At 73.3% G+C, this 18,319-nt stretch carries 19 protein-coding genes; 9 read left to right on the forward strand and 10 right to left on the reverse strand.

The window, feature by feature from the left end; genetic code table 11:
- Positions 1-12 precede the first annotated feature (12 nt).
- Positions 13-804 (reverse strand): metal-dependent hydrolase, encoded by a 792-nt coding sequence (locus ACZ60J_RS05335; protein ID WP_469679052.1) that lies wholly within the window; start codon positions 802-804, stop codon positions 13-15.
- Between the two features lie 145 nt (positions 805-949).
- Here ACZ60J_RS05335 and ACZ60J_RS05340 point away from each other — a divergent pair, with 145 nt between their 5' ends.
- From ACZ60J_RS05340 to ACZ60J_RS05350, 3 genes are all read left to right on the forward strand, one after another.
- A complete protein-coding gene (locus ACZ60J_RS05340; protein ID WP_469679053.1) occupies positions 950-3,472 on the forward strand; it encodes a DEAD/DEAH box helicase in 2,523 nt (840 codons plus the stop codon).
- A 106-nt stretch (positions 3,473-3,578) separates the two neighbouring features.
- Positions 3,579-4,481: an acyl-CoA thioesterase gene (locus tag ACZ60J_RS05345; protein WP_469679054.1), complete on the forward strand. Its 903-nt coding sequence runs from the start codon at positions 3,579-3,581 to the stop codon at positions 4,479-4,481.
- Between the two features lie 32 nt (positions 4,482-4,513).
- Positions 4,514-4,927 carry a YchJ family protein gene (locus tag ACZ60J_RS05350; protein WP_469679055.1) on the forward strand — a complete coding sequence of 138 codons (414 nt, stop codon included), beginning with the start codon at positions 4,514-4,516 and terminating at the stop codon, positions 4,925-4,927.
- Here the strand turns inward: ACZ60J_RS05350 and ACZ60J_RS05355 are convergent.
- Positions 4,891-5,706, reverse strand: a complete 816-nt coding sequence (locus ACZ60J_RS05355) for a DUF6397 family protein (RefSeq protein WP_469679056.1) — start codon at positions 5,704-5,706, stop codon at positions 4,891-4,893. The two genes, ACZ60J_RS05350 and ACZ60J_RS05355, sit on opposite strands and share 37 nt — an antisense overlap.
- Before the next feature lie 90 nt (positions 5,707-5,796).
- Positions 5,797-6,195, reverse strand: coding sequence for a roadblock/LC7 domain-containing protein (locus tag ACZ60J_RS05360; RefSeq protein ID WP_243340556.1), 399 nt, complete (start codon positions 6,193-6,195; stop codon positions 5,797-5,799).
- A 106-nt stretch (positions 6,196-6,301) separates the two neighbouring features.
- Between ACZ60J_RS05360 and ACZ60J_RS05365 the strand changes: the two genes are divergently transcribed.
- Positions 6,302-6,730 (forward strand): PPOX class F420-dependent oxidoreductase, encoded by a 429-nt coding sequence (locus tag ACZ60J_RS05365; RefSeq protein WP_469679057.1) that lies wholly within the window; start codon positions 6,302-6,304, stop codon positions 6,728-6,730.
- A gap of 38 nt (positions 6,731-6,768) precedes the next feature.
- On the opposite strand, the gene ACZ60J_RS05370 is transcribed toward ACZ60J_RS05365, so the two are convergent.
- From ACZ60J_RS05370 to ACZ60J_RS05390, 5 genes are all read right to left on the reverse strand, one after another.
- Entirely contained in the window at positions 6,769-7,407 is a 639-nt protein-coding gene (locus ACZ60J_RS05370; RefSeq protein WP_469679058.1) for a GTP-binding protein, read from the reverse strand.
- Complete coding sequence (locus ACZ60J_RS05375; RefSeq protein WP_469679120.1) at positions 7,407-7,787, reverse strand: DUF742 domain-containing protein; 381 nt, start codon at positions 7,785-7,787, stop codon at positions 7,407-7,409. Before ACZ60J_RS05375 ends, ACZ60J_RS05370 begins: the two co-directional genes overlap by 1 nt.
- Positions 7,788-7,804: 17 nt before the next feature.
- On the reverse strand, positions 7,805-8,248 hold the full coding sequence (locus tag ACZ60J_RS05380; RefSeq protein ID WP_469679059.1) for a roadblock/LC7 domain-containing protein: 444 nt from the start codon (positions 8,246-8,248) through the stop codon (positions 7,805-7,807).
- Positions 8,248-10,854 (reverse strand): sensor histidine kinase, encoded by a 2,607-nt coding sequence (locus ACZ60J_RS05385; protein WP_469679060.1) that lies wholly within the window; start codon positions 10,852-10,854, stop codon positions 8,248-8,250. The genes ACZ60J_RS05380 and ACZ60J_RS05385 overlap by 1 nt, the downstream gene beginning before the upstream one ends.
- A 213-nt stretch (positions 10,855-11,067) precedes the next feature.
- Complete coding sequence (locus tag ACZ60J_RS05390) at positions 11,068-11,865, reverse strand: MHYT domain-containing protein (RefSeq protein ID WP_469679061.1); 798 nt, start codon at positions 11,863-11,865, stop codon at positions 11,068-11,070.
- A 167-nt stretch (positions 11,866-12,032) separates the two neighbouring features.
- Here ACZ60J_RS05390 and ACZ60J_RS05395 point away from each other — a divergent pair, with 167 nt between their 5' ends.
- The 4 genes from ACZ60J_RS05395 to ACZ60J_RS05410 all read left to right on the forward strand — a co-directional run bounded on the left by ACZ60J_RS05395 (position 12,033) and on the right by ACZ60J_RS05410 (position 14,763).
- On the forward strand, positions 12,033-12,656 hold the full coding sequence (locus tag ACZ60J_RS05395; RefSeq protein ID WP_469679062.1) for a class I SAM-dependent methyltransferase: 624 nt from the start codon (positions 12,033-12,035) through the stop codon (positions 12,654-12,656).
- A 230-nt stretch (positions 12,657-12,886) separates the two neighbouring features.
- The gene (locus tag ACZ60J_RS05400) at positions 12,887-13,675 is read left to right on the forward strand and encodes a hypothetical protein (RefSeq protein WP_469679063.1); all 789 of its coding nucleotides are present in this window, start codon (positions 12,887-12,889) and stop codon (positions 13,673-13,675) included.
- A gap of 141 nt (positions 13,676-13,816) precedes the next feature.
- The gene (locus tag ACZ60J_RS05405) at positions 13,817-14,296 is read left to right on the forward strand and encodes an SAM-dependent methyltransferase (RefSeq protein ID WP_469679064.1); all 480 of its coding nucleotides are present in this window, start codon (positions 13,817-13,819) and stop codon (positions 14,294-14,296) included.
- 80 nt (positions 14,297-14,376) lie between these two features.
- Complete coding sequence (locus ACZ60J_RS05410; protein ID WP_469679065.1) at positions 14,377-14,763, forward strand: hypothetical protein; 387 nt, start codon at positions 14,377-14,379, stop codon at positions 14,761-14,763.
- Between the two features lie 4 nt (positions 14,764-14,767).
- On the opposite strand, the gene ACZ60J_RS05415 is transcribed toward ACZ60J_RS05410, so the two are convergent.
- Both ACZ60J_RS05415 and ACZ60J_RS05420 read right to left on the reverse strand, forming a co-directional pair.
- Positions 14,768-15,340, reverse strand: coding sequence for an MOSC domain-containing protein (locus tag ACZ60J_RS05415; RefSeq protein ID WP_469679066.1), 573 nt, complete (start codon positions 15,338-15,340; stop codon positions 14,768-14,770).
- A gap of 20 nt (positions 15,341-15,360) precedes the next feature.
- Entirely contained in the window at positions 15,361-15,543 is a 183-nt protein-coding gene (locus ACZ60J_RS05420; protein WP_469679067.1) for a hypothetical protein, read from the reverse strand.
- 260 nt (positions 15,544-15,803) lie between these two features.
- Here ACZ60J_RS05420 and ACZ60J_RS05425 point away from each other — a divergent pair.
- Positions 15,804-18,319 (forward strand): DEAD/DEAH box helicase (locus ACZ60J_RS05425; protein ID WP_469679068.1); only part of this gene is annotated, 2,516 nt, incomplete at its 3' end.

The following is an 18,319-nucleotide window of genomic DNA, read 5'->3' on the forward strand; positions in this document are numbered from 1 at the left end:
AGGCTACGGGCCTCAGAAGAAACCGAGGGCCGAGGCTCCGCCGATGCCGCCCAGGAGCATGAAGACCGGCATGAGGACCTTGAGCTCCACCCAGCTGCCGGCGCGGAAGCGCATCATCTTCGGCGGGCCGATGGGGTACCAGCGCTTGCCCGCGATGGGCAGGGGCCACAGGATCGGGCAGCCGGAGACGGTCAGGGCGTCGCCGATGTCGTGGACCAGGGCGCCGAGCACGATGGGCAGGCCGAGCCACAGGTATTCCTGGCCGGGGGCGGTGAAGAGCCAGTCGGAACCGTTGCCGGGCTGGTCGAGCACGCCGGCCAGTATCCAGGCGCTGGTCGCGCCGAGCAGCCAGACCAGGACGTCGCTGGACATGCGGGCGGCCCGCCACAGCAGGCCTTCGACGGCGAGGACCAGGTGGACGAAGAGGAGCGCGAGGACGCCCCAGCGGTCCGCGGTGACGGCGATCGCGGAGGAGCCGGCGCCGATCAGGACGGCCCAGAGCCAGGTGTGGGTCAGGGTGCGGTGGCCCCCGGTGCGGCGGGCGTCGCGCGGGGCCCGGGTGGCTTTGTAGACCGCGTAGGAGATCTTGTCGACCACCTCGCACAGGACCCGGGAGAGCGGGCCGAAGGCGCGGGAGATCGTCGCCGACTTGTGGTCCAGGTCGGGGGCAAGGGCGGCTCCGGCACAGATCAGCGCGCCGACGACGAGGACGGGCCAGGGCATCGGGTGCCCGTAGGCGGCCGCCGCGGCGCCCACCCCCAGCCAGGCCGCTGCCCCGGACAGTGAGTGCGCCGGACCCATCATGGTCGTTCCCCGCCCCGGTGGTGTGCTGGTCGGGCCCTGTTGACGGTGTCGTTCGGGCCGCATCGACGGCACAGCGTACCGCCGATGATCTTCCTTCTGTCCGCCGGTTCCCTGATCCGGGGGGAAGCCAGGCAAGATGGGGGGTGTGACCCTCATTGATCAGCTCCCGCCGAACGCCGACCCCGACGCCCTCTTCGAGGCTTTCTCCTCGTGGGCCGAGGACCAGGGCATCACCCTGTACCCGGCTCAGGAGGAGGCGCTGATGGAGGTGGTCACCGGCGCGAACGTGATCCTGTCCACGCCGACCGGCTCCGGCAAGAGCCTCGTCGCGGCCGGCGCCCACTTCACGGCCCTGGCCCAGGACAAGGTCACCTTCTACACCGCGCCGATCAAGGCCCTGGTCTCGGAGAAGTTCTTCGACCTGTGCAAGCTCTTCGGCACCGAGAACGTCGGCATGCTGACCGGCGACGCCTCGGTGAACTCGGACGCCCCGGTGATCTGCTGCACCGCCGAGGTGCTGGCCTCGATCGCCCTGCGCGACGGCAAGTACGCCGACATCGGCCAGGTCGTGATGGACGAGTTCCACTTCTACGCGGAGCCGGACCGCGGCTGGGCCTGGCAGATCCCGATCCTGGAGCTGCCGCAGGCGCAGTTCGTCCTGATGTCCGCGACCCTCGGCGACGTGAAGCGGTTCGAGGAGGACCTGACCCGGCGCACCGGCCGCCCCACCGCGGTGGTGCGCTCCGCGACCCGGCCCGTCCCGCTGTCGTACGAGTACGTCACGACGCCGATCACCGACACCATCACCGAGCTGCTGGAGACCCGGCAGGCGCCGGTGTACATCGTGCACTTCACCCAGGCCCAGGCGGTCGAGCGGGCGCAGTCGCTGATGAGCATCAACATGTGCACCCGCGAGGAGAAGGACAAGATCGCCGAGCTGATCGGCAACTTCCGCTTCACCACCAAGTTCGGCCAGAACCTCTCGCGTTACGTCCGCCACGGGATCGGCGTGCACCACGCGGGCATGCTGCCCAAGTACCGCCGCCTGGTGGAGAAGCTGGCCCAGGCCGGTCTGCTGAAGGTCATCTGCGGCACCGACACCCTCGGCGTCGGCGTCAACGTCCCGATCCGCACGGTGCTGTTCACGGCGCTGACCAAGTACGACGGCACCCGGGTCCGCACGCTGCGCGCCCGCGAGTTCCACCAGATCGCCGGCCGCGCCGGCCGGGCCGGCTTCGACACCGCCGGCTATGTGGTGGCCCAGGCGCCCGAGCACGTCATCGAGAACGAGAAGGCCCTCGCCAAGGCGGGCGACGACCCGAAGAAGCGCCGCAAGGTGGTCCGCAAGAAGGCCCCCGAGGGCTTCGTGGCCTGGTCGGACACCACCTTCGAGAAGCTCATCGCCGCCGACCCGGAGCCGCTGACCTCGCGCTTCAAGGTCACCAACATCATGCTCCTGTCCGTCATCGCCCGGCCCGGCGACGCCTTCCAGGCGATGCGCCACCTGCTGGAGGACAACCACGAGCCGCGCAAGGCCCAGCTGCGCCACATCCGCCGGGCCATCGCCATCTACCGTTCGCTGCTGGACGGCGGTGTCGTCGAGAAGCTCGACACCCCGGACGCCGAGGGCCGCACGATCCGGCTGACGGTCGACCTCCAGCAGGACTTCGCGCTGAACCAGCCGCTGTCCACCTTCGCGCTGGCCTCCTTCGACCTGCTGGACCCGGAGTCCCCTTCCTACGCGCTGGACATGGTCTCGGTGGTGGAGTCCACGCTGGACGACCCGCGCCAGATCCTCGCCGCCCAGCAGAACAAGGAACGCGGCATGGCCGTGGGCGCGATGAAGGCCGACGGGGTCGAATACGAGGAGCGGATGGAGCGGCTCCAGGAGATCACCTATCCCAAGCCCCTCGAAGAGCTGCTCCTGCACGCCTACGGCGTGTACAGCAAGAGCCACCCGTGGGTCCGTGACCACCCCGTCTCGCCGAAGTCGATCATCCGCGACATGTACGAACGCGCGATGACCTTCACCGAGTTCACCTCGTACTACGAGCTGGCGCGCACCGAGGGCATCGTGCTGCGCTACCTGGCGAGCGCCTTCAAGGCGCTGGACCACACCATCCCCGACGACCTCAAGTCCGAGGACCTCCAGGACCTGATCGAGTGGCTCGGCGAGCTGGTCCGCCAGGTCGACTCCAGCCTGCTCGACGAGTGGGAGCAGCTGGCGAACCCGGAGGTGGAGACGGCGGAGCAGGCCCAGGAGAAGGCCGACCAGGTCAAGCCGGTCACCGCGAACGCCCGCGCCTTCCGCGTCCTGGTCCGCAACGCGATGTTCCGCCGGGTCGAGCTGGCGGCCCTGGACCACGTCAACGTGCTGGGCGAGCTGGACGGCGACTCCGGCTGGGACGCCGACGCCTGGGGCGAGGCCATGGACGGCTACTGGGACGAGTACGACGACCTGGGCACGGGCCCGGACGCGCGCGGCCCCAAGCTGCTCCAGATCGAGGAGGACCCGGCGCACGGCCTGTGGCGCGTCCGGCAGACCTTCGCCGACCCCAACGGGGACCATGGCTGGGGCATCAGCGCCGAGGTGGACCTCGCGGCCTCCGACGAGGAGGGCCGGGCGGTCCTGCGCGTCACCTCGGTCGGCGAACTCGGCCAGCTCTGACCTCCTCCCGGCTCCGTCCGGGCGGGCACCCGACCCGTAACCGACCCTCGACCCGCAACCGGCCGGCGCCCGCCCGGCCGCCGGGCCCGACCGTGGAGATCCTCTGATGACGAACCCCGCCGAAAGGCTGGTCGATCTGCTCGACCTGGAGCAGATCGAGGTCAACATCTTCCGGGGCGCCAGTCCCCAGGAGTCCCTCCAGCGCGTCTTCGGCGGCCAGGTCGCCGGCCAGGCGCTGGTGGCGGCCGGCCGCACCACGGAGGGCGACCGGCCGGTCCACTCCCTCCATTCGTACTTCCTGCGCCCCGGCATCCCCGGAGTGCCGATCGTGTACCAGGTGGAGCGGGTGCGCGACGGGCGCTCCTTCACCACCCGCCGGGTCACCGCGGTCCAGCAGGGCAAGACCATCTTCAATCTGACCGCCTCCTTCCATCAGCCGGAGGAGGGCAGCATCGAGCACCAGCTGCCTCCCCGCCTCGACTTCCCGCACCCGGACACGCTCCCGAAGGTCGTGGACGAGATCCGGGAGCACCTGGGCACGCTGCCGGAGGCTCTGGAGCGGATGGCCCGCCGCCAGCCCTTCGACATCCGCTACACGGACCGGCTCCGCTGGACCCCCGAGGAGCTCAAGGACGCCGATCCGCGCAGTGCGGTGTGGATGCGCGCCGTCGGCCCGCTGGGCGACGACCCGCTCGTGCACACCTGCGCCCTCACCTACGCCAGTGACATGACCCTCCTCGACGCCGTGCGCATCCCCGTGGAGCCCCTGTGGGGCATGCGCGGTTTCGACATGGCCTCCCTCGACCACGCCATGTGGTTCCACCGGCCGTTCCGGGCCGACGAGTGGTTCCTGTACGACCAGGAGTCGCCCATCGCGCACGGCGGCCGGGGCCTGGCACGCGGTCGCATCTACGACCTCGAGGGCAAGCTGCTGGTGTCGGTGGTCCAGGAAGGGCTCTTCCGCCCGTACGGCGCGAAGGCCTCCAAGCCGGCCGTGTCCCCGCAGTAGTCCCTCCCCTCCACGAAGAACTGAGTGCTTCCATGCCCACCCCGGCTCCCGCTCCAGCCGTCCCCTGCCCCTGCGGGCTGCCCGCCGCCTACGCGGAGTGCTGCGGCCGCTTCCACTCCGGTGAGCGGCAGGCTCCCACCGCCGAGCTGCTGATGCGCTCCCGCTTCAGCGCCTTCGCCGTCGGCGACACCGCCTATCTCCGGCGCTCCTGGCACCCGTCGACCCGGCCGGGTGTGCTCGACCTGGATCCCGGGCAGCGCTGGGAACGGCTGGAGATCCTGGCCACCGAGCGCGGCGGGATGTTCGAGACGGAGGGCTCGGTGGAGTTCCGCGCGCACTACCGAGAGGGCCGGCACACCGGTTCCCTGCACGAGCACAGTTCCTTCGCTCGGGACAACGGGGCCTGGGTCTACCTGGGCCCCCTCTCCCCCGTCGACTTCGACTGACCCCTCGCTCCGGTCAGGGCGAAGTCGAGGCTGGTGCGGTACCAGCCGGTCTCGTCCGGTGACCCGGCACGCAGCAGCCGGGTCGCCACCTCGGCGGCCGCCGGCACCTGCGGGTGCCCGTAGGGCGGGGGCGGGGCCAGCGCGCACAGCAGGATGCGCTCCGCCGCGTCCGGCACGATCGCCCGCACGTCGTCCCCGGGGAGCACGGAGGCCAGTACGGCAGCCCGCTCCCAGGGGTCGGCGGTTCCTCTCAGCAACAGCCCGACGTGCCGTTCGCGCCACTTCCGGGGGCGCAGGTCCGCCCCGGCCGCCATCAGCTCCCGGTCCGCCGGCGGCGCGCTCCCCCGCAGCATTCCGGGCTCGCGGTCCGCGAAGTCCCGTAGCTCCACGGTCAGGTAGAGCCACACCACCGCCCGGTAGCGGTTGATCCGGTATCCCACCGGAGTGAGGTGGCCGCAGCGTGCGAGCCGGGTGAACCGGCTCGGGCCGACCCCCAGCACGGCGGCCGCGGCCTCCGCTCCCGCGACCGTCTCCACCCGCTCGCGCAGCGCGTCCGGGAACCCCTCGGCCGACCGGACCCGGTCGAGCTCGGTCCGGGTGTACCGCGCGGCCCCGGCGGGCCCCGGAGGTCCCGCCCGCACCAGGCCCAACTGGACGGCGCGGGCGAACTCGCTTCGACTCAGTCCCAGTTCCTCGGCGGCTCGTCCACCGCCGATCAGCCCGGAGGCCTCCGCGCATGCCGCGGGAACGGGCTCCACCGTCTGGATCGTCTGTGCCATCACGCTCTCCCCACCAGAGTGATTACTGTGTGTGAAGAACGTAACTCAGGGCTACGACGCCTCGCAGTGCCTGTGGACAACCCCGCCCGACTAGCCGCCGGTGATCCGCCGCTCCGCGACGCCCAGGTGCTCCCCCACCCGGTTGACCAGCAGCGTCATCTCGTACGCCACGTGCCCGATATCGGCTTCGGAGGCGCTCAGCACGCACAGGCAGCTGCCCGCACCCGCCGCCATGACGAAGAGGACCCCGTCGTCGTACTCGACCATCGTCTGGCGGACCTCACCCGCCCGGAAGTGCCGCCCCGAGCCCTTCGCCAGGCTCTGCAGACCCGCCGCGACCGCCGCCAGGTGCTCCGCGTCCTCCCGTGCCAGCCCCGCGCTCGCGCCCGTCACCAGGCCGTCGTTGGAGAGCACCACCGCGTGCCGCACCTGCTGCACCCGCCGCGTCAAGTCGTCGAGCAGCCAGTCCAGCTGCTTGTCCAGCGCCATATACAGCCCCTCCCCGTGGACGCGGCCGAACCGGCCGCGCCCCACCCCGCATAGTCGTGCCGCCAGCCTCACCCACCAGCGGCTTTCCGGCAAGGAGGATGGCCCCATGGTGAAGAAGATGACTCAAGAGGAATGGCGGGCGTTCGTCTCCCACTCCACCCGCACCGGGAAACTGTCCACCGTCCGTGAGGACGGAAGCCCCCACATCGCTCCCATCTGGTTCGTTCTCGACGGCGACTCCTTCGTGTTCAACACCGGGAAGGACACCGTCAAGGGGCGCAATCTGGCCCGCGACGGCCGCGTCGCCCTCTGCGTGGACGACGACCGGCCGCCGTTCTCCTACGTCGTCCTCCAGGGCCGGGCCGAGATCAGCGAGGACCTGGACGCGATGCTCCCCTGGGCGACCAGGATCGGCGCCCGCTACATGGGAGAGGAGCACGGCGAGGCCTTCGGCCGCCGCAACGCCGTCCCCGGCGAGCTCCTCGTGCGCGTCCCCATCGACAAGGTGATCTCGGCCGCCGGCGTGTCCGACTGACGGCTCGTCCGACCGACGGCACCGCACCGCGGGCCGGTTCACACCGAATCGGCCCGCGGCTCCACCGACTCCAGCAGCCGGGCCGTGTGCACCCGTCCCGCGTACTCCACCAGCCGGATCAGCACTTCCTTGCCCGAGTCCTTGTCCCGTGCGTCGCACAACACCACCGGCGTCCCCTGCTCCAGGTCCAGCGCCCGCGCGACCTCGTTCGAGGCGTACCTCCGGGCGTTCGCGAAGCAGTTGACGGCCACCACGAACGGGATCTTCCGGTGCTCGAAGTAGTCGACGGCCGGGAAGCAGTCCTCCAGCCGCCGCGTGTCGGCGAGGACCACCGCGCCCAGCGCTCCCTGGGACAACTCGTCCCACAGGAACCAGAACCGGTCCTGCCCGGGGGTCCCGAACAGGTACAGCGAGAGCCCCGACCTGATCGTGATCCGCCCGAAGTCCATCGCCACGGTGGTGGTCGTCTTCTGGTCGACCCCTCCCGTGTCGTCGACCAGCTCCCCGGCCTCGCTGAGCAGTTCCTCCGTGCGCAGGGGCCGGATCTCGCTGACCGAGCCGACCAGGGTCGTCTTGCCGACGCCGAAGCCGCCCGCCACGAGTATCTTCAGCGCGAGCGCGGCCAGTTCCTCGCCGCCCCCGGCAGCGGGCGCAGGCCCGTTGTCGTGCAGTCCCATCACAGCGCTCGCAATCCCTCGATGACTTCACGCAGAATCCGCTCGTCCGGCAGCTGTGCGGGCGGCACCGGCCGGCTGACCTTGACGTGCCCGGCCTCCAGCAGGTCTCCGAGCAGTACGCGCACCACGCCCACGGGCAGGTCCGCGTCCGCCGCGAGTTCGGCCACGGACTGGGTCTCGTCCCGGCACAGTCCGAGCAGCGCCCGGTGCTCCGGTCCCAGCAGCGACTCGGCCGCCTCGTCCGATCCCGCCGGGTCCACGGCGACCAGCGCGATCAGGTCGAACCGGACCCCGTGGGGTCCCGGCTTCGTCCGTCCGCCCGTCATGGCGTACGGACGGACGAGCGGGCCCGCGTCGGCGTCGTACCACCGCCCGTTCATGCTCAAGGCCGCCGCCCTCAACCGGCGGCCGGCGGCCGCGCCGCGAACCGGGCCGGGGTGTACAGGTGCTCGCCGACCCGCTTGACCAGCCGGGCCATCTCGTAGGCGATGAGCCCCATGTCGGCGCCGGCCCCGCTGAGCACTGCCAGGCAGGAGCCGTCTCCGGCGGCCGCCACGAAGAGGAAGCCCTCGTCCATCTCCACCATCGTCTGGCGCACGCCCCCGGCGTGGAAGTGCCGGCCCGCGCCCTTGGCCAGGCTGTGGAAGCCGGAGGCCACGGCCGCCAGGTGCTCGGCGTCCTCCCGGCTGAGCGCGCTGGAAGCACCCACCGCCAGGCCGTCGTTGGACAGGACGACGGCGTGCCGGACCTCGTGCACCCGGACCACGAGGTCGTCCAGGAGCCAGTCGAGTTCGCCCGACCTGCGGACGCCGTCGAGGTCGATCCTCTGATGTTCGATCATCACCGTGCTCCTTCGCCTTCGCCAGAACTGCCTGTGCCGCCCGTGCCACCCGTGCCGTCCGCGCCGGCTTCGCCGCTCGCCTGTGTGCCCCGCACCCAGCCCGCCCGGTACGCCGCCATCCGCTCGCGCGCCTGCTCGGGGCTGCGCCCGGGCGGTGCCTCCGCCCCCCGGACCCCGGCCGGGGCCTTGGGAGCGGGGGCTTCGCGCAGCTGCGGGACGAGGCTCGCCTGCCGGACACGGCGCGGCAGTTCGGTGACCGACGCGGCCGGGCCGGAACCGGCGGGACCAGAACCGGCGGGACTGGATCCGGCAGGGCCCGTGGGAGCCGGGCCCGAGGGGGCCGCCGGAGCCGCCGTGACCGCCGGGGCGGGCGTACGGGGAACCGCGCCCGCGGAGCCGCGCGGCCGCAGCGGGGCCACCGGGGAGGGCCGGGGCTCCTCGCGCACGGGGCTCCGGTCCGGGACCGGGACCCCGCGCGCGTCGTCCCGTACGACGCTGATGGTCGGGGACGACTCCCGGTACCGCTCCCGGACCGGTTCGGCGAGCGGCTCCGGCGTCGGCACGGGGGCCGGGGCCGCGGCCGGAGCTGCGCCGTGCTGCTCCTCCGGGTGCGGCGGGGCGGCCGTCAGGGCGCCCTGGAGCAGGGAGTTGGGGAGCAGTACCACCGCGGTGGTGCCGCCGTACGGTGACATGCGCAGGTGCACCTTCACCCCGTGGCGGGCCGAGAGGCGGCTGACCACGAAGAGCCCGAGCCGGTCGCTGTCGAAGAGATCGAGGGCCTCGGACTGCTCGATGCGCCGGTTGGCCTCCTGGAGGGATTCGCGGCCCATGCCGAGTCCGCGGTCCTCCACCTCCAGGACGTAGCCGGCGCCGACGGGTTCTCCGCTGACCCGGACCTTGGTGTGGGGCGGGGAGAACTGGGTGGCGTTCTCGATGAGTTCGGCCAGCAGGTGGGTCAGGTCGGCGACGGCTCCGCCGACGACGGCGGCCTCGGCGAGCTGGCGGACCTCGACGCGCGGGTAGTCCTCGATCTCGGATACGGCTGCCCGGACGACGTTCGTCAGCGGGATGGGCATGCGCCAGGCACGTCCGGGAGCGGCGCCCGAGAGGATGATCAGGCTTTCCGCGTGCCGCCGCATCCGGGTGGTGAGGTGGTCGAGGCGGAAGAGGTCGCCGAGCTCGTTCGGGTCGTCGGCGCGGCGTTCCATCGAGTCGAGCAGGGTGAGCTGCTTGTGCACCAGGACCTGGCTGCGCCGGGCGAGGTTGACGAAGACCCCGCTCACGCCGCTGGCCAGTTCGGCGCGTTCGACGGCGGCGCTGAGGGCGGCCCGGTGGACCGTGCCCAGCGCCTCGCCGACCTGGGCGATCTCGTCGTCGGCGGCCGGTCCCCGCGGGGTCTCAGCTGCCACGTCGATGTCCTGGCCGGACCGCAACCGGTCCATGGCCTGCGGGAGTTTGCGGTGGGCGATCTCCAGCGCGGTGTTGCGCAGCGAGACCAGTTCGACGACGAGGGCCCGGCCGATGCGGACCGAGATGACGAGGGAGGCAGCCACGGCGGCGAGGCCGAGGAGGACGGCGGCTCCGGCGGGGCTCAGCGCACCGGCGGCGAACGGGTCGGTGCGGTCGGCCGAGGCCGCGTGGGCGGCGTCCGTGATCTCCCGCATCGAGCCGGCGACGGAGGTGTAGGCCGCCTCCCAGCCGGGGGGCGGGCCGGCTGCTGCGGCACCGGCCGCGGCGGCCAGCGCCCGGTCCTCGGCCCCGGTGAGGTCGGCGTAGGCGGCGCTCTTGGCCACGGACTGCCAGGCGTCCTGCTGTGCGCCGGGCAGGTCCCGGGACGCGGTGGCGGTCAGGGCCCGGCGGGTCTCGACCGCGCCGGTCAGCCGGCGAAGCGTTTCGGCGGTGCGCGGTCCCGGCGCCGTCAGCAGGGCGTCCTCCCGCGACAGCTGTTCCCCGGCCCGGGCGAACTCCAGCAGGACCCGGGCGTCGACGCCCAGTTCGGCGTCCCGGCCCCCTCCGGAGAGGGCCCCGCCGACGTCCAGGGCCGCGTCGATCACCCGGGTGTACGTCTCGTACGCGGCTTCCGGGGTGGCCCGGTGTCCGGCGACGTCCTTGCGCGCCGGCCCCAGCCCCTCGGCGGCGGCGACGAAGTCGCGCAGCCGGATGACGATGTCGGTGCGGTAGTCGCCGGAGTCGGCCACGGTGTTGCGGTCGCCGAGCCTCAGGGCCCGTACGGCGCCGTCGGTGCGGCGTGCCTGCTCGTCGAGGGCTGCGGCCTGGCCGGGTGCCTGGGCGGCGGCCGCCTGGCCGTCGGTGGGATCGGCCAGCAGCCGTACGGCCGTGCGCCGTTCGGCCTGCAGGGCGGTGACGGCGGCCTCGACCGGTGCCCGGAGCTCACGGTCGACGCGCTGGGCGCGGGTGAGGCGGGCGACGTCCTGGGCCGCGTCGACGGTGGCGAAGGCCCAGAGGGCGAGCAGGGAGACCACCGGCACCATCAGCAGCGAGACGATCTTCGCCCGGACGGTGGCGGGGCGCAGCCGCGCGCGCAGACCGCGGGCCCCGCCCCCGCCGGGTATCGCCCCGAGCACCTCGGAGCTGGCGCGCTCCACGGGCTCCTCGGCGGGCGGTCCGGCGTGCGCCCGGCGGCCCGGCCCCTTGCCGCGGCCACCCGCCGGCGCGGGCGCGGGCGGCCGCGACGCCGCTGCTTCCGGTGTTCTGCGGGGTCTGCGCATGGGCTCCTCGTTCCGGGCGGTGTGCACGTACGTGACGGTCGCGGGGGCAGTGGCGGGGCGGCGGGTTCGGCGGCCGGTGGCGGCGGGGCCTCAGCCGGTGGGCGCGGTGGCGGTCCGCTCCCCCAGGCGCAGGTCGGCGGAGGCCGTCGCGGAGGCTTCCCGCTCGTCGGCCGTCGGCGAGAGGGCGACGAACGCGGAGGTGATGAAGAGGTAGGAACCGAGGCCGACGGCGAGCGGGAAGATGAACTGCATGGCGGTGGCGCCCGGGAGGGCCGCGTCCGAGGGGGTGACCTGCACGGCGACCGCGAGCATGCCGGTGTAGTGCATGCTGGTGACGGCGCCGCCCATCACGAGCGAGGCGACGGCGACGGCCACCGGGGACTTGATGTTGAGGGCCGCCCACAGGGCTGCCGTGGCCGCGACGACCGCGATGGCGACGGAGAGCCCGACGGCGAGCGGCTCGTAGGAGACCGAGCCGTGCAGGCGCAGGGCCGCCATGCCGAGGTAGTGCATGCTGGCGACGCCGAGGCCGGTGGTGAGGCCGCCGACGACGAGGGATCGGTTGCGGTCCTTCCCGTAGCCGACGGCGAAGACGCCGGCGCCGACGACGATCATCGCGACGAGGAGGCTGAGGATGGTCAGCGGCACGTTGAAGCGGATCTCGGTCCCGGCGACGTGGAAGCCGAGCATGGCGACGAAGTGCATCGTCCAGATCCCGGTGCCGATGGCCGAGGCCGCCGTGAGGAGCCAGTTGCGGCGGGAGGTTCCGGTCGTCGCGGCGAGCGCGCGAACGGTGCAGCGCAGGCCGAGGGCGGCGCCGATCGAAGCCATCACGTATGACAGCACGGGGGTAAGCCAGCCATAGGCGGCGTGGTCCAGGTGTCCCATGGCCACGGAAGCTAGTCCGGGTGAGGGAGCGAACACGGGCCGCATTTCGAAAGCCACTGGAACTGCTGGAATATGACAGAGCTACGTTCATCTTCGATCACGCCGCGTACCACCTTGCACACGTTCCGCAGGCATGTGCCGGAGCCCCGGTGAGGGATCATGGGCACATGAGCGAAGACCGCACACAGGACCAGACCCGGGACCGTGGCCACGTACAGGAGTTCTTCGGGGCGCGCGCGGCCGGCTGGGACCGCAAGTTCCCCGGCGACGGGCCCGCCTTCGCGACCGCCGTCGGCGAGTTCGGACTGCACCCCGGCGACCGGGTGCTCGACGCGGGATGTGGCACCGGGCGGGCGCTGACCGCGCTCCGCGCGGCCGTCGGCCCGTCGGGAACGGTGCTCGGCGCCGATGTCACCCCGCAGATGCTGGCTGCCGCGCACGAGGCGGGCCGGGACGCGGAGGGAGCCCTGCTGCTCGCGGACGTGGCCCGGCTGCCGCTGCGCGACGGGGCGCTGGACGCCGTGTTCGCCGCCGGGCTCATCGCCCATCTGCCCGACCCCGGTGCCAACTTGCGCGAGCTCGCCCGCGTGGTGCGCCCGGGCGGCCGGCTCGCGCTGTTCCACCCGATCGGGCGGGCGGCCCTCGCGGCGCGCCACGGCCGCGAACTGACCCCGGACGACATGCGCGCCGAGCACAACCTGGGCCCGCTGCTGGCCGGTTCGGGCTGGCGGATGACCTCGTACGCCGACGAGGACTCGCGCTTCCTCGCACTGGCGGTCCGGACCCCCTGATCGCGTCCGGCGCATCCTCTACGCCGGCCACCTGCCCGGAGCGGCGGCCGTACGCCGGCCGCGCACCGGCCGTCCCCTGGGCACGCCGTCGGCGGCGCCGAGCGCTTTCCGTGGCGGGTGGCCGACGCTCCGTGCAGGTGACGGGCTCGGAAATCGCCTCCCGCCAGCTCTCGACGCGGTGGTTACTCGCTGGTTAGGGTGCGCCGACGAGAGAACGACCGGGAGGCCACGTGTCCGAAGAGGAGGACGGCGGGTCGCTGTACGTGCTGACCGCCGTGCTGCTGACCCCCGCGCAGTTCCCGAGCATCCTGGGTGACGACTACCCCGAGGCCTGCTCGCTGCTCGGCGTGCCGCCGGCGGCCGCCGGGTACGGCCTGGTGCTGGGGCAGGACGAGGAGGGCGCGCGCTGGACGGTCGTCGTCGACGACGTCTCGCTCGTGGCCATGGCCATCGCCTCGTGGGACTGCGGGATGGAGTACGACCTGTCCCCCGACGAACGGTCCATCGTGGTCTCGCTGGCGGGCTGGCCGCTGGCGCTCGCGGTGGCCAAGGCCGGGATCCCCGAACCGCACGATCCCGAGCAGGGTGCGGACGGCACCGGGCGGGTGCCGCTGGCCCCGCCGTCGGCCGAGACCTGGGGGCCGGTGCAGCGGCGGATGGGCGCCGACCAGATAGCCCGGGAGTGGGCCGACTGGAGCGAACGCGTGGCCACGGACGGCGGGGCCGCGGCCTCCGCGCACCCGGGGCTGGCGCGGGCCTTGGCGGAGGCCCTGGCGTACACGCAGAGCCCGCCGCCGCCCGGCAGGGTGCGGTCCTCCTTCGCGGGCGCCGAGGCGCGGACGCTGCGCGTCGACGGGCCGGGGTGGTCCCTGGTGGCCCGCACCGACGGGGCCGCCTTCGTCCTGCTCGACGAGGAGCCGAGCGAGGTGCTGGCCGTACCGCAGGAGGCCCACGGGGAGCTTCCCGAGCTGTCGGAGCTGCTGGCGGCCCTGGACCGGGTGGCCCTGCGGCCCGCCTGACCGGGGCGGGGCGGGGCCGGGCCGGGTCGGGCCGGGCCGAGCTGCGGTTCGGCGTGGCCTGGTGTGCGGCCGGGCGCGGCGCGGGTGAGCCGCGTGCAGGGTGTTCGACGTACAGGCTGGGATTGAGGGGGAGGATGCCTGATGGATCCGGTGGAAGTGGTCCCGGTGGGCAGGGTGGTGGGCGGCCGCTCGGAGGTCGTCGACGACGACTGGGGGCGGGAGACGGCGGTGATCCGGCTGGACCGGGAGCGGTTCGGTCCGGAAGCCCTGTACGGGCTGGAGGACTTCTCGCACGTCGAGGTGGTCTTCCACTTCGACCGGGTTCCGCAGGAGAAGATCGAGACGGGTGCGCGGCGCCCCCGGGGCAATCCGGACTGGCCGCTCGTCGGCATCTTCGCCCAGCGCGGCAAGAACCGGCCCAACCGGCTGGGCCTCTCGTGCTGTCGCGTCCTGAAGGTGGACGTACTGGCCGCGGACGGTCCGGAGTTGCACGTGGAGGGGCTGGACGCGGTCGCGGGCACGCCGGTGCTCGACCTCAAGCCGTACATGACGGAATTCGGCCCGCGCGGCGAGCACCGCCAGCCGGAGTGGGCCACGGAGCTGATGCGGGACTACTACTGAGTCGCGCGGGGCGGGGCGGGGCTCCGCGTGTAGGGTCCGAGACTCCGTGAGCACGTTGGGCGAGCCGACAGGAGTGCGGCATGACCGTGGTGACCCGTCTGGTCACGTACACCGATCTGCACGCCGGCGCCACGAACGACCGGCAGTTGTCGGTGTCGGCACGGCTGGAGGCCGTCCTCGCGGACGGCCGCAGCGTGGTGCTGCTCGACGATCGCGGCTGGAGCAGCTCGGGCCCGTCGGGCATGCCCGCGCTGACCTCCCCCGAGGACATCGCGGAGACGGCCCGGATGGTGGTCGGACCGGACGAGCCGTTCGACGGCATGACGCAGGAGCAGGCGGCCGCCGGACACTGGGGCCACCTGGCCGGCGTCCTCGGGGCACAGGGCGTGGACGTGACGGCCCGCGAGCTGGAGCGGCTGCCCCACGACGTGGTGATCGGCGAACGTCTGCGAGCGTGGCTCGGCTGAGCGATCAGACGCGGTCGAGGGCGATGTGGGGAGTCGGCGGCAGGGTGACCTCGATGGTGTCGCCGGGCTGGATGGTGCCACCGCGGTGGACCACGCCCATGATTCCCGCCTTGCGGAGCACGTTGCCCTCGTCGTCCCGGCCGACCACCTGCTTGAGCAGTCCGTGCTGGAAGTCGTCGATCTGCAGGCAGGGGTTGCGCAGCCCGGTCACCTCGACCACCGCGTCCGCACCCAGGTGCAGCAACGTGCCGGTCGGCAGGGCGAGCAGGTCTATGCCCTCGGTGGTGACGTTCTCCCCGAGCTGGCCCGGCTCGACCTGGTGACCGGCCTCGGCGACCTCCGCGAAGAGCTCCCGGTGGATCAGGTGCACCTGCCGGAGGTTCGGCTGCGTGGGGTCCTGGGCCACACGGGAACGGTGCTTGACCGTGACCCCGGCGTGGACGTCGCCCTCGACCCCGAGCCCTTCGAGGAGCGTGATGCTCTCGCGGGTGGGCTTGGTGAACGAATAGACCCCGTTGCTGCTGACCGATGCGACCTGCGCCGTGCCTGCCGTGCTCGCCGTGCTCGCCGTGCCCATGGTTGACCCCCCTGCCGCCGTCAGCGGCCGATCTGCTTCCTGGATATGCCCCGCAGCCTACGACGCTGGGAGGAGTCCAACAGCAGGTAGGCGGCTACCGGAACGCCGATCAGGACCAGCAGTCCGGCCCAGAAGCCGACCGTCGAGAACAGCACGATGGCTGCCACCACACCGGCAACCGCGATCTTTCCGCTCGTGGACATCAGCGGCACCCTCTTTCTCCGTAGGCCGTGGGCCACTACCTGACACAACGCGCGCTCCGGGCCGCGCGTTCCCGGCTCCTCGTTCCCGGCTCCTCGTTCCCGGATCCTCGTTCCCGGCCCTCGTTTCCGTCCGGTCCGCCGTCCCGCTCGCGCGAACGCCCGAGGACGTGACCCGGGTCACCGCGTCGCCGCGGGCCGGGGCGGCCGCCGGTGGGTTACTCTCGGCCACTCCGTATTCGGTAGTCAAGTTTGAGGAATGCGTGCTCCCAACGATCTCCGGCCTCATCCCCTGCTCCGCCGTCTTCCTCCCCGCCGAGCCGGCCCGCGAGGGCCGGATCGCCTTCTGGCGGCCCGACCCGGCCGAAGGCATCCGCCTCGGCGGCCTGGGCACCCCCGAGCAACTCACCGTCGTCACGCCCGACCTGCGGCGCGTCACCGTGCCCGCCCTCGCCCTGCCCCTCACCGAAGCCCTGCCCCTGCTCACCCGGGTCCGGTCCGCCGCATCCGCCGGAGCCGCGCCCTTCTGGGGCGCCGCCACCCTGCTCGCCCTGCGCTTCGCCGCGCGCGGGCTCCTGCTGCCGGGGCTGAGTCCCGCCGGGTACGACGCCTGGCGGCTCGGGCCCCTGGACGCCGCCGATCTGGAGGAGGTCCGGGAGCTGGCGGCGGCCATGCCGCCCGACGCGCACTGCGTACCGGTCGACCTCGGCCTCAGCTTCGGCCTCAGCGAGGAAGACGCCGACTCCGGGGATCGTGACCTCCCCGTCCCGCCGCGGCTGCCCGCCCCGGAACCGCTGCTGCGTGCCTTCCTCGACGCCGTCGCCGACACCCTGCCCCGCTCCCCCGCCGCGCCCGCGGCCGCCGGTGGCCCCGCCTACGCCGCCCGCCCGCCGCAGCTCCACCCGGAACTGCGCGACTGGGCCGCGGAGGTCGCGGCCGGGCACGACGCCGGGGTGCGCCTCTCGCTCCGCATCGAGGTGGATCCGGACGCCCGGCCCGCCGTCTTCCGCGCCGTCCTGCAGATGCACGGCCTCGCCGACGCCGCGCTCGTCGCGGACGCAGCCGACGTCTGGGCCGGGTCCGGGCCCGCCGCGGCCGCCTTCCCGCCCGGCGCCCGCCTGGACGCCCTCCGGGCCCTGCGCCGCGCCGCCCGGCTGTGGCCGCCGCTCGCGCCCCTGCTCGGCGCCGCCGTCCCGGACGCCGTGAACCTCGCCGACGAGGAGGTCGCGGAGCTGCTCGGGGAGGCCGCCGGCGCCCTGGCGGCCGACGGGGTGCAGGTGCACTGGCCGCGCGGGCTCGCCCGTACGCTCACCGCACGGGCCGTCGTGGGCCGGCCCGCCCCCGGCTCCGATCTGCCGGGCCTGTCGGGCCCGCTCTCCGCCACCTCCGCGCACCCCGTCGGCTGGCGCTACGCCCTGAGCGGCCAGGGCGATCTGACCGCCGATGAACTGGACGGGCTCGCCGAGGCGAAGCGGCCCCTGGTCCGGCTGCGCGACCAGTGGGTCCTGATCGATCCGGCCGCGGCCCGCCGGGCCCGGGCCGTCGCCCGCGAGAACCGCGAGGTGACGGCCGCCGACGCGCTGGCAGCCGTACTGACCGGCTCGGCGGAGCTCGGCGGCACTCGGTACGACGTAGAGGCCACCGGTCCGCTGGAACGGCTGCGCACGCTCCTCACGGCCGACCCCGAGCACCCCGCTCCGGAGCACTCGGACGCGCAGGCCGGCGTACGGGCCCCCGCGCAGGCCGACGTACAAGCCCCGGCCGCCCTTCGGGCCACCCTGCGCGACTACCAGCTCCGCGGCCTGCGCTGGCTCGCCCGCCTCACCGGGCTCGGCTTCGGGGCCTGCCTCGCCGACGACATGGGCCTCGGCAAGACCGTCACGCTGATCGCCCTGCACCTGCACCGCCAGGAGCACGGGCACGAGGGCCCGACGCTGGTGGTCTGCCCGGCCTCGCTGCTCGGCAACTGGCAGCGCGAGATCGAGAAGTTCGCCCCGGGCACGCCGGTGCGCCGCTTCCACGGCGCCGGCCGCAGCCTCGACGGGCCGGCCGGCCGCCCCGTCGAGGGCTTCGTCCTCACCACCTACGGCACCATGCGCCTGGACGCGCCCCGACTGGCCGCCGTGCCCTGGGGCATGGTCGTCGCGGACGAGGCCCAACACGTCAAGAACCCGCGCTCCTCGACCGCCAGGGCCCTGCGCACCATCCCGTCGGCGGCCCGCGTGGCCCTCACGGGCACCCCGGTCGAGAACAACCTGTCCGAGCTGTGGGCCGTCCTCGACTGGACCACGCCCGGCCTCCTCGGCCGCCTCGGCACCTTCCGCACGCGCTACGCCGAGCCGGTCGAAAGCGGCCGCGACCCCCGGGCGGCGGCCCGGCTCGGGGCGCTCGTCAGGCCGTTCCTGCTCCGCCGCAAGAAGTCCGACCCCGGGATCGCGCCCGAGCTGCCGCCGAAGACCGAGACCGACCACGCGGTGTCCCTGACCCGTGAACAGGCCGGGCTGTACGAGGCGGTCGTGCGCGAGACGCTCGCCGCGATCGCCGCTGCGGACGGGATGGAGCGCCGCGGGCTCGTCGTTAGACTGCTCACCTCGCTCAAGCAGATCTGCAACCACCCCGCCCAGTACACGAAGGAGCAGCACGGCTCGAAAGACTCCATCGGGGCGGCCTCCGGGAAGCTGGAGCTCCTCGACGAGCTGCTCGACACGATCCTGGCCGAGGGCGGCTCGGTGCTGGTCTTCACCCAGTACGTGACCATGGCCCGCATCATCGAACGCCA

Source organism: Streptomyces sp. NPDC104226, from assembly GCF_055584085.1.

Excerpts from the sequence above, each read along its gene's own strand:
- ACZ60J_RS05360 (WP_243340556.1), bottom strand. The coding sequence starts at position 6,195 with ATGGCGCTGGACAAGCAGCTGGACTGGCTGCTCGACGACTTGACGCGG.
- ACZ60J_RS05405 (WP_469679064.1), top strand. The coding sequence starts at position 13,817 with ATGGATCCGGTGGAAGTGGTCCCGGTGGGCAGGGTGGTGGGCGGCCGC.
- ACZ60J_RS05390 (WP_469679061.1), bottom strand. The coding sequence starts at position 11,865 with ATGGGACACCTGGACCACGCCGCCTATGGCTGGCTTACCCCCGTGCTG.
- ACZ60J_RS05345 (WP_469679054.1), top strand. The coding sequence starts at position 3,579 with ATGACGAACCCCGCCGAAAGGCTGGTCGATCTGCTCGACCTGGAGCAG.
- ACZ60J_RS05415 (WP_469679066.1), bottom strand. The coding sequence starts at position 15,340 with ATGGGCACGGCGAGCACGGCGAGCACGGCAGGCACGGCGCAGGTCGCA.
- ACZ60J_RS05420 (WP_469679067.1), bottom strand. The coding sequence starts at position 15,543 with ATGTCCACGAGCGGAAAGATCGCGGTTGCCGGTGTGGTGGCAGCCATC.
- ACZ60J_RS05335 (WP_469679052.1), bottom strand. The coding sequence starts at position 804 with ATGATGGGTCCGGCGCACTCACTGTCCGGGGCAGCGGCCTGGCTGGGG.
- ACZ60J_RS05365 (WP_469679057.1), top strand. The coding sequence starts at position 6,302 with ATGGTGAAGAAGATGACTCAAGAGGAATGGCGGGCGTTCGTCTCCCAC.
- ACZ60J_RS05350 (WP_469679055.1), top strand. The coding sequence starts at position 4,514 with ATGCCCACCCCGGCTCCCGCTCCAGCCGTCCCCTGCCCCTGCGGGCTG.
- ACZ60J_RS05375 (WP_469679120.1), bottom strand. The coding sequence starts at position 7,787 with ATGAACGGGCGGTGGTACGACGCCGACGCGGGCCCGCTCGTCCGTCCG.
- ACZ60J_RS05395 (WP_469679062.1), top strand. The coding sequence starts at position 12,033 with ATGAGCGAAGACCGCACACAGGACCAGACCCGGGACCGTGGCCACGTA.
- ACZ60J_RS05380 (WP_469679059.1), bottom strand. The coding sequence starts at position 8,248 with ATGATCGAACATCAGAGGATCGACCTCGACGGCGTCCGCAGGTCGGGC.
- ACZ60J_RS05410 (WP_469679065.1), top strand. The coding sequence starts at position 14,377 with ATGACCGTGGTGACCCGTCTGGTCACGTACACCGATCTGCACGCCGGC.
- ACZ60J_RS05355 (WP_469679056.1), bottom strand. The coding sequence starts at position 5,706 with ATGGCACAGACGATCCAGACGGTGGAGCCCGTTCCCGCGGCATGCGCG.
- ACZ60J_RS05370 (WP_469679058.1), bottom strand. The coding sequence starts at position 7,407 with ATGGGACTGCACGACAACGGGCCTGCGCCCGCTGCCGGGGGCGGCGAG.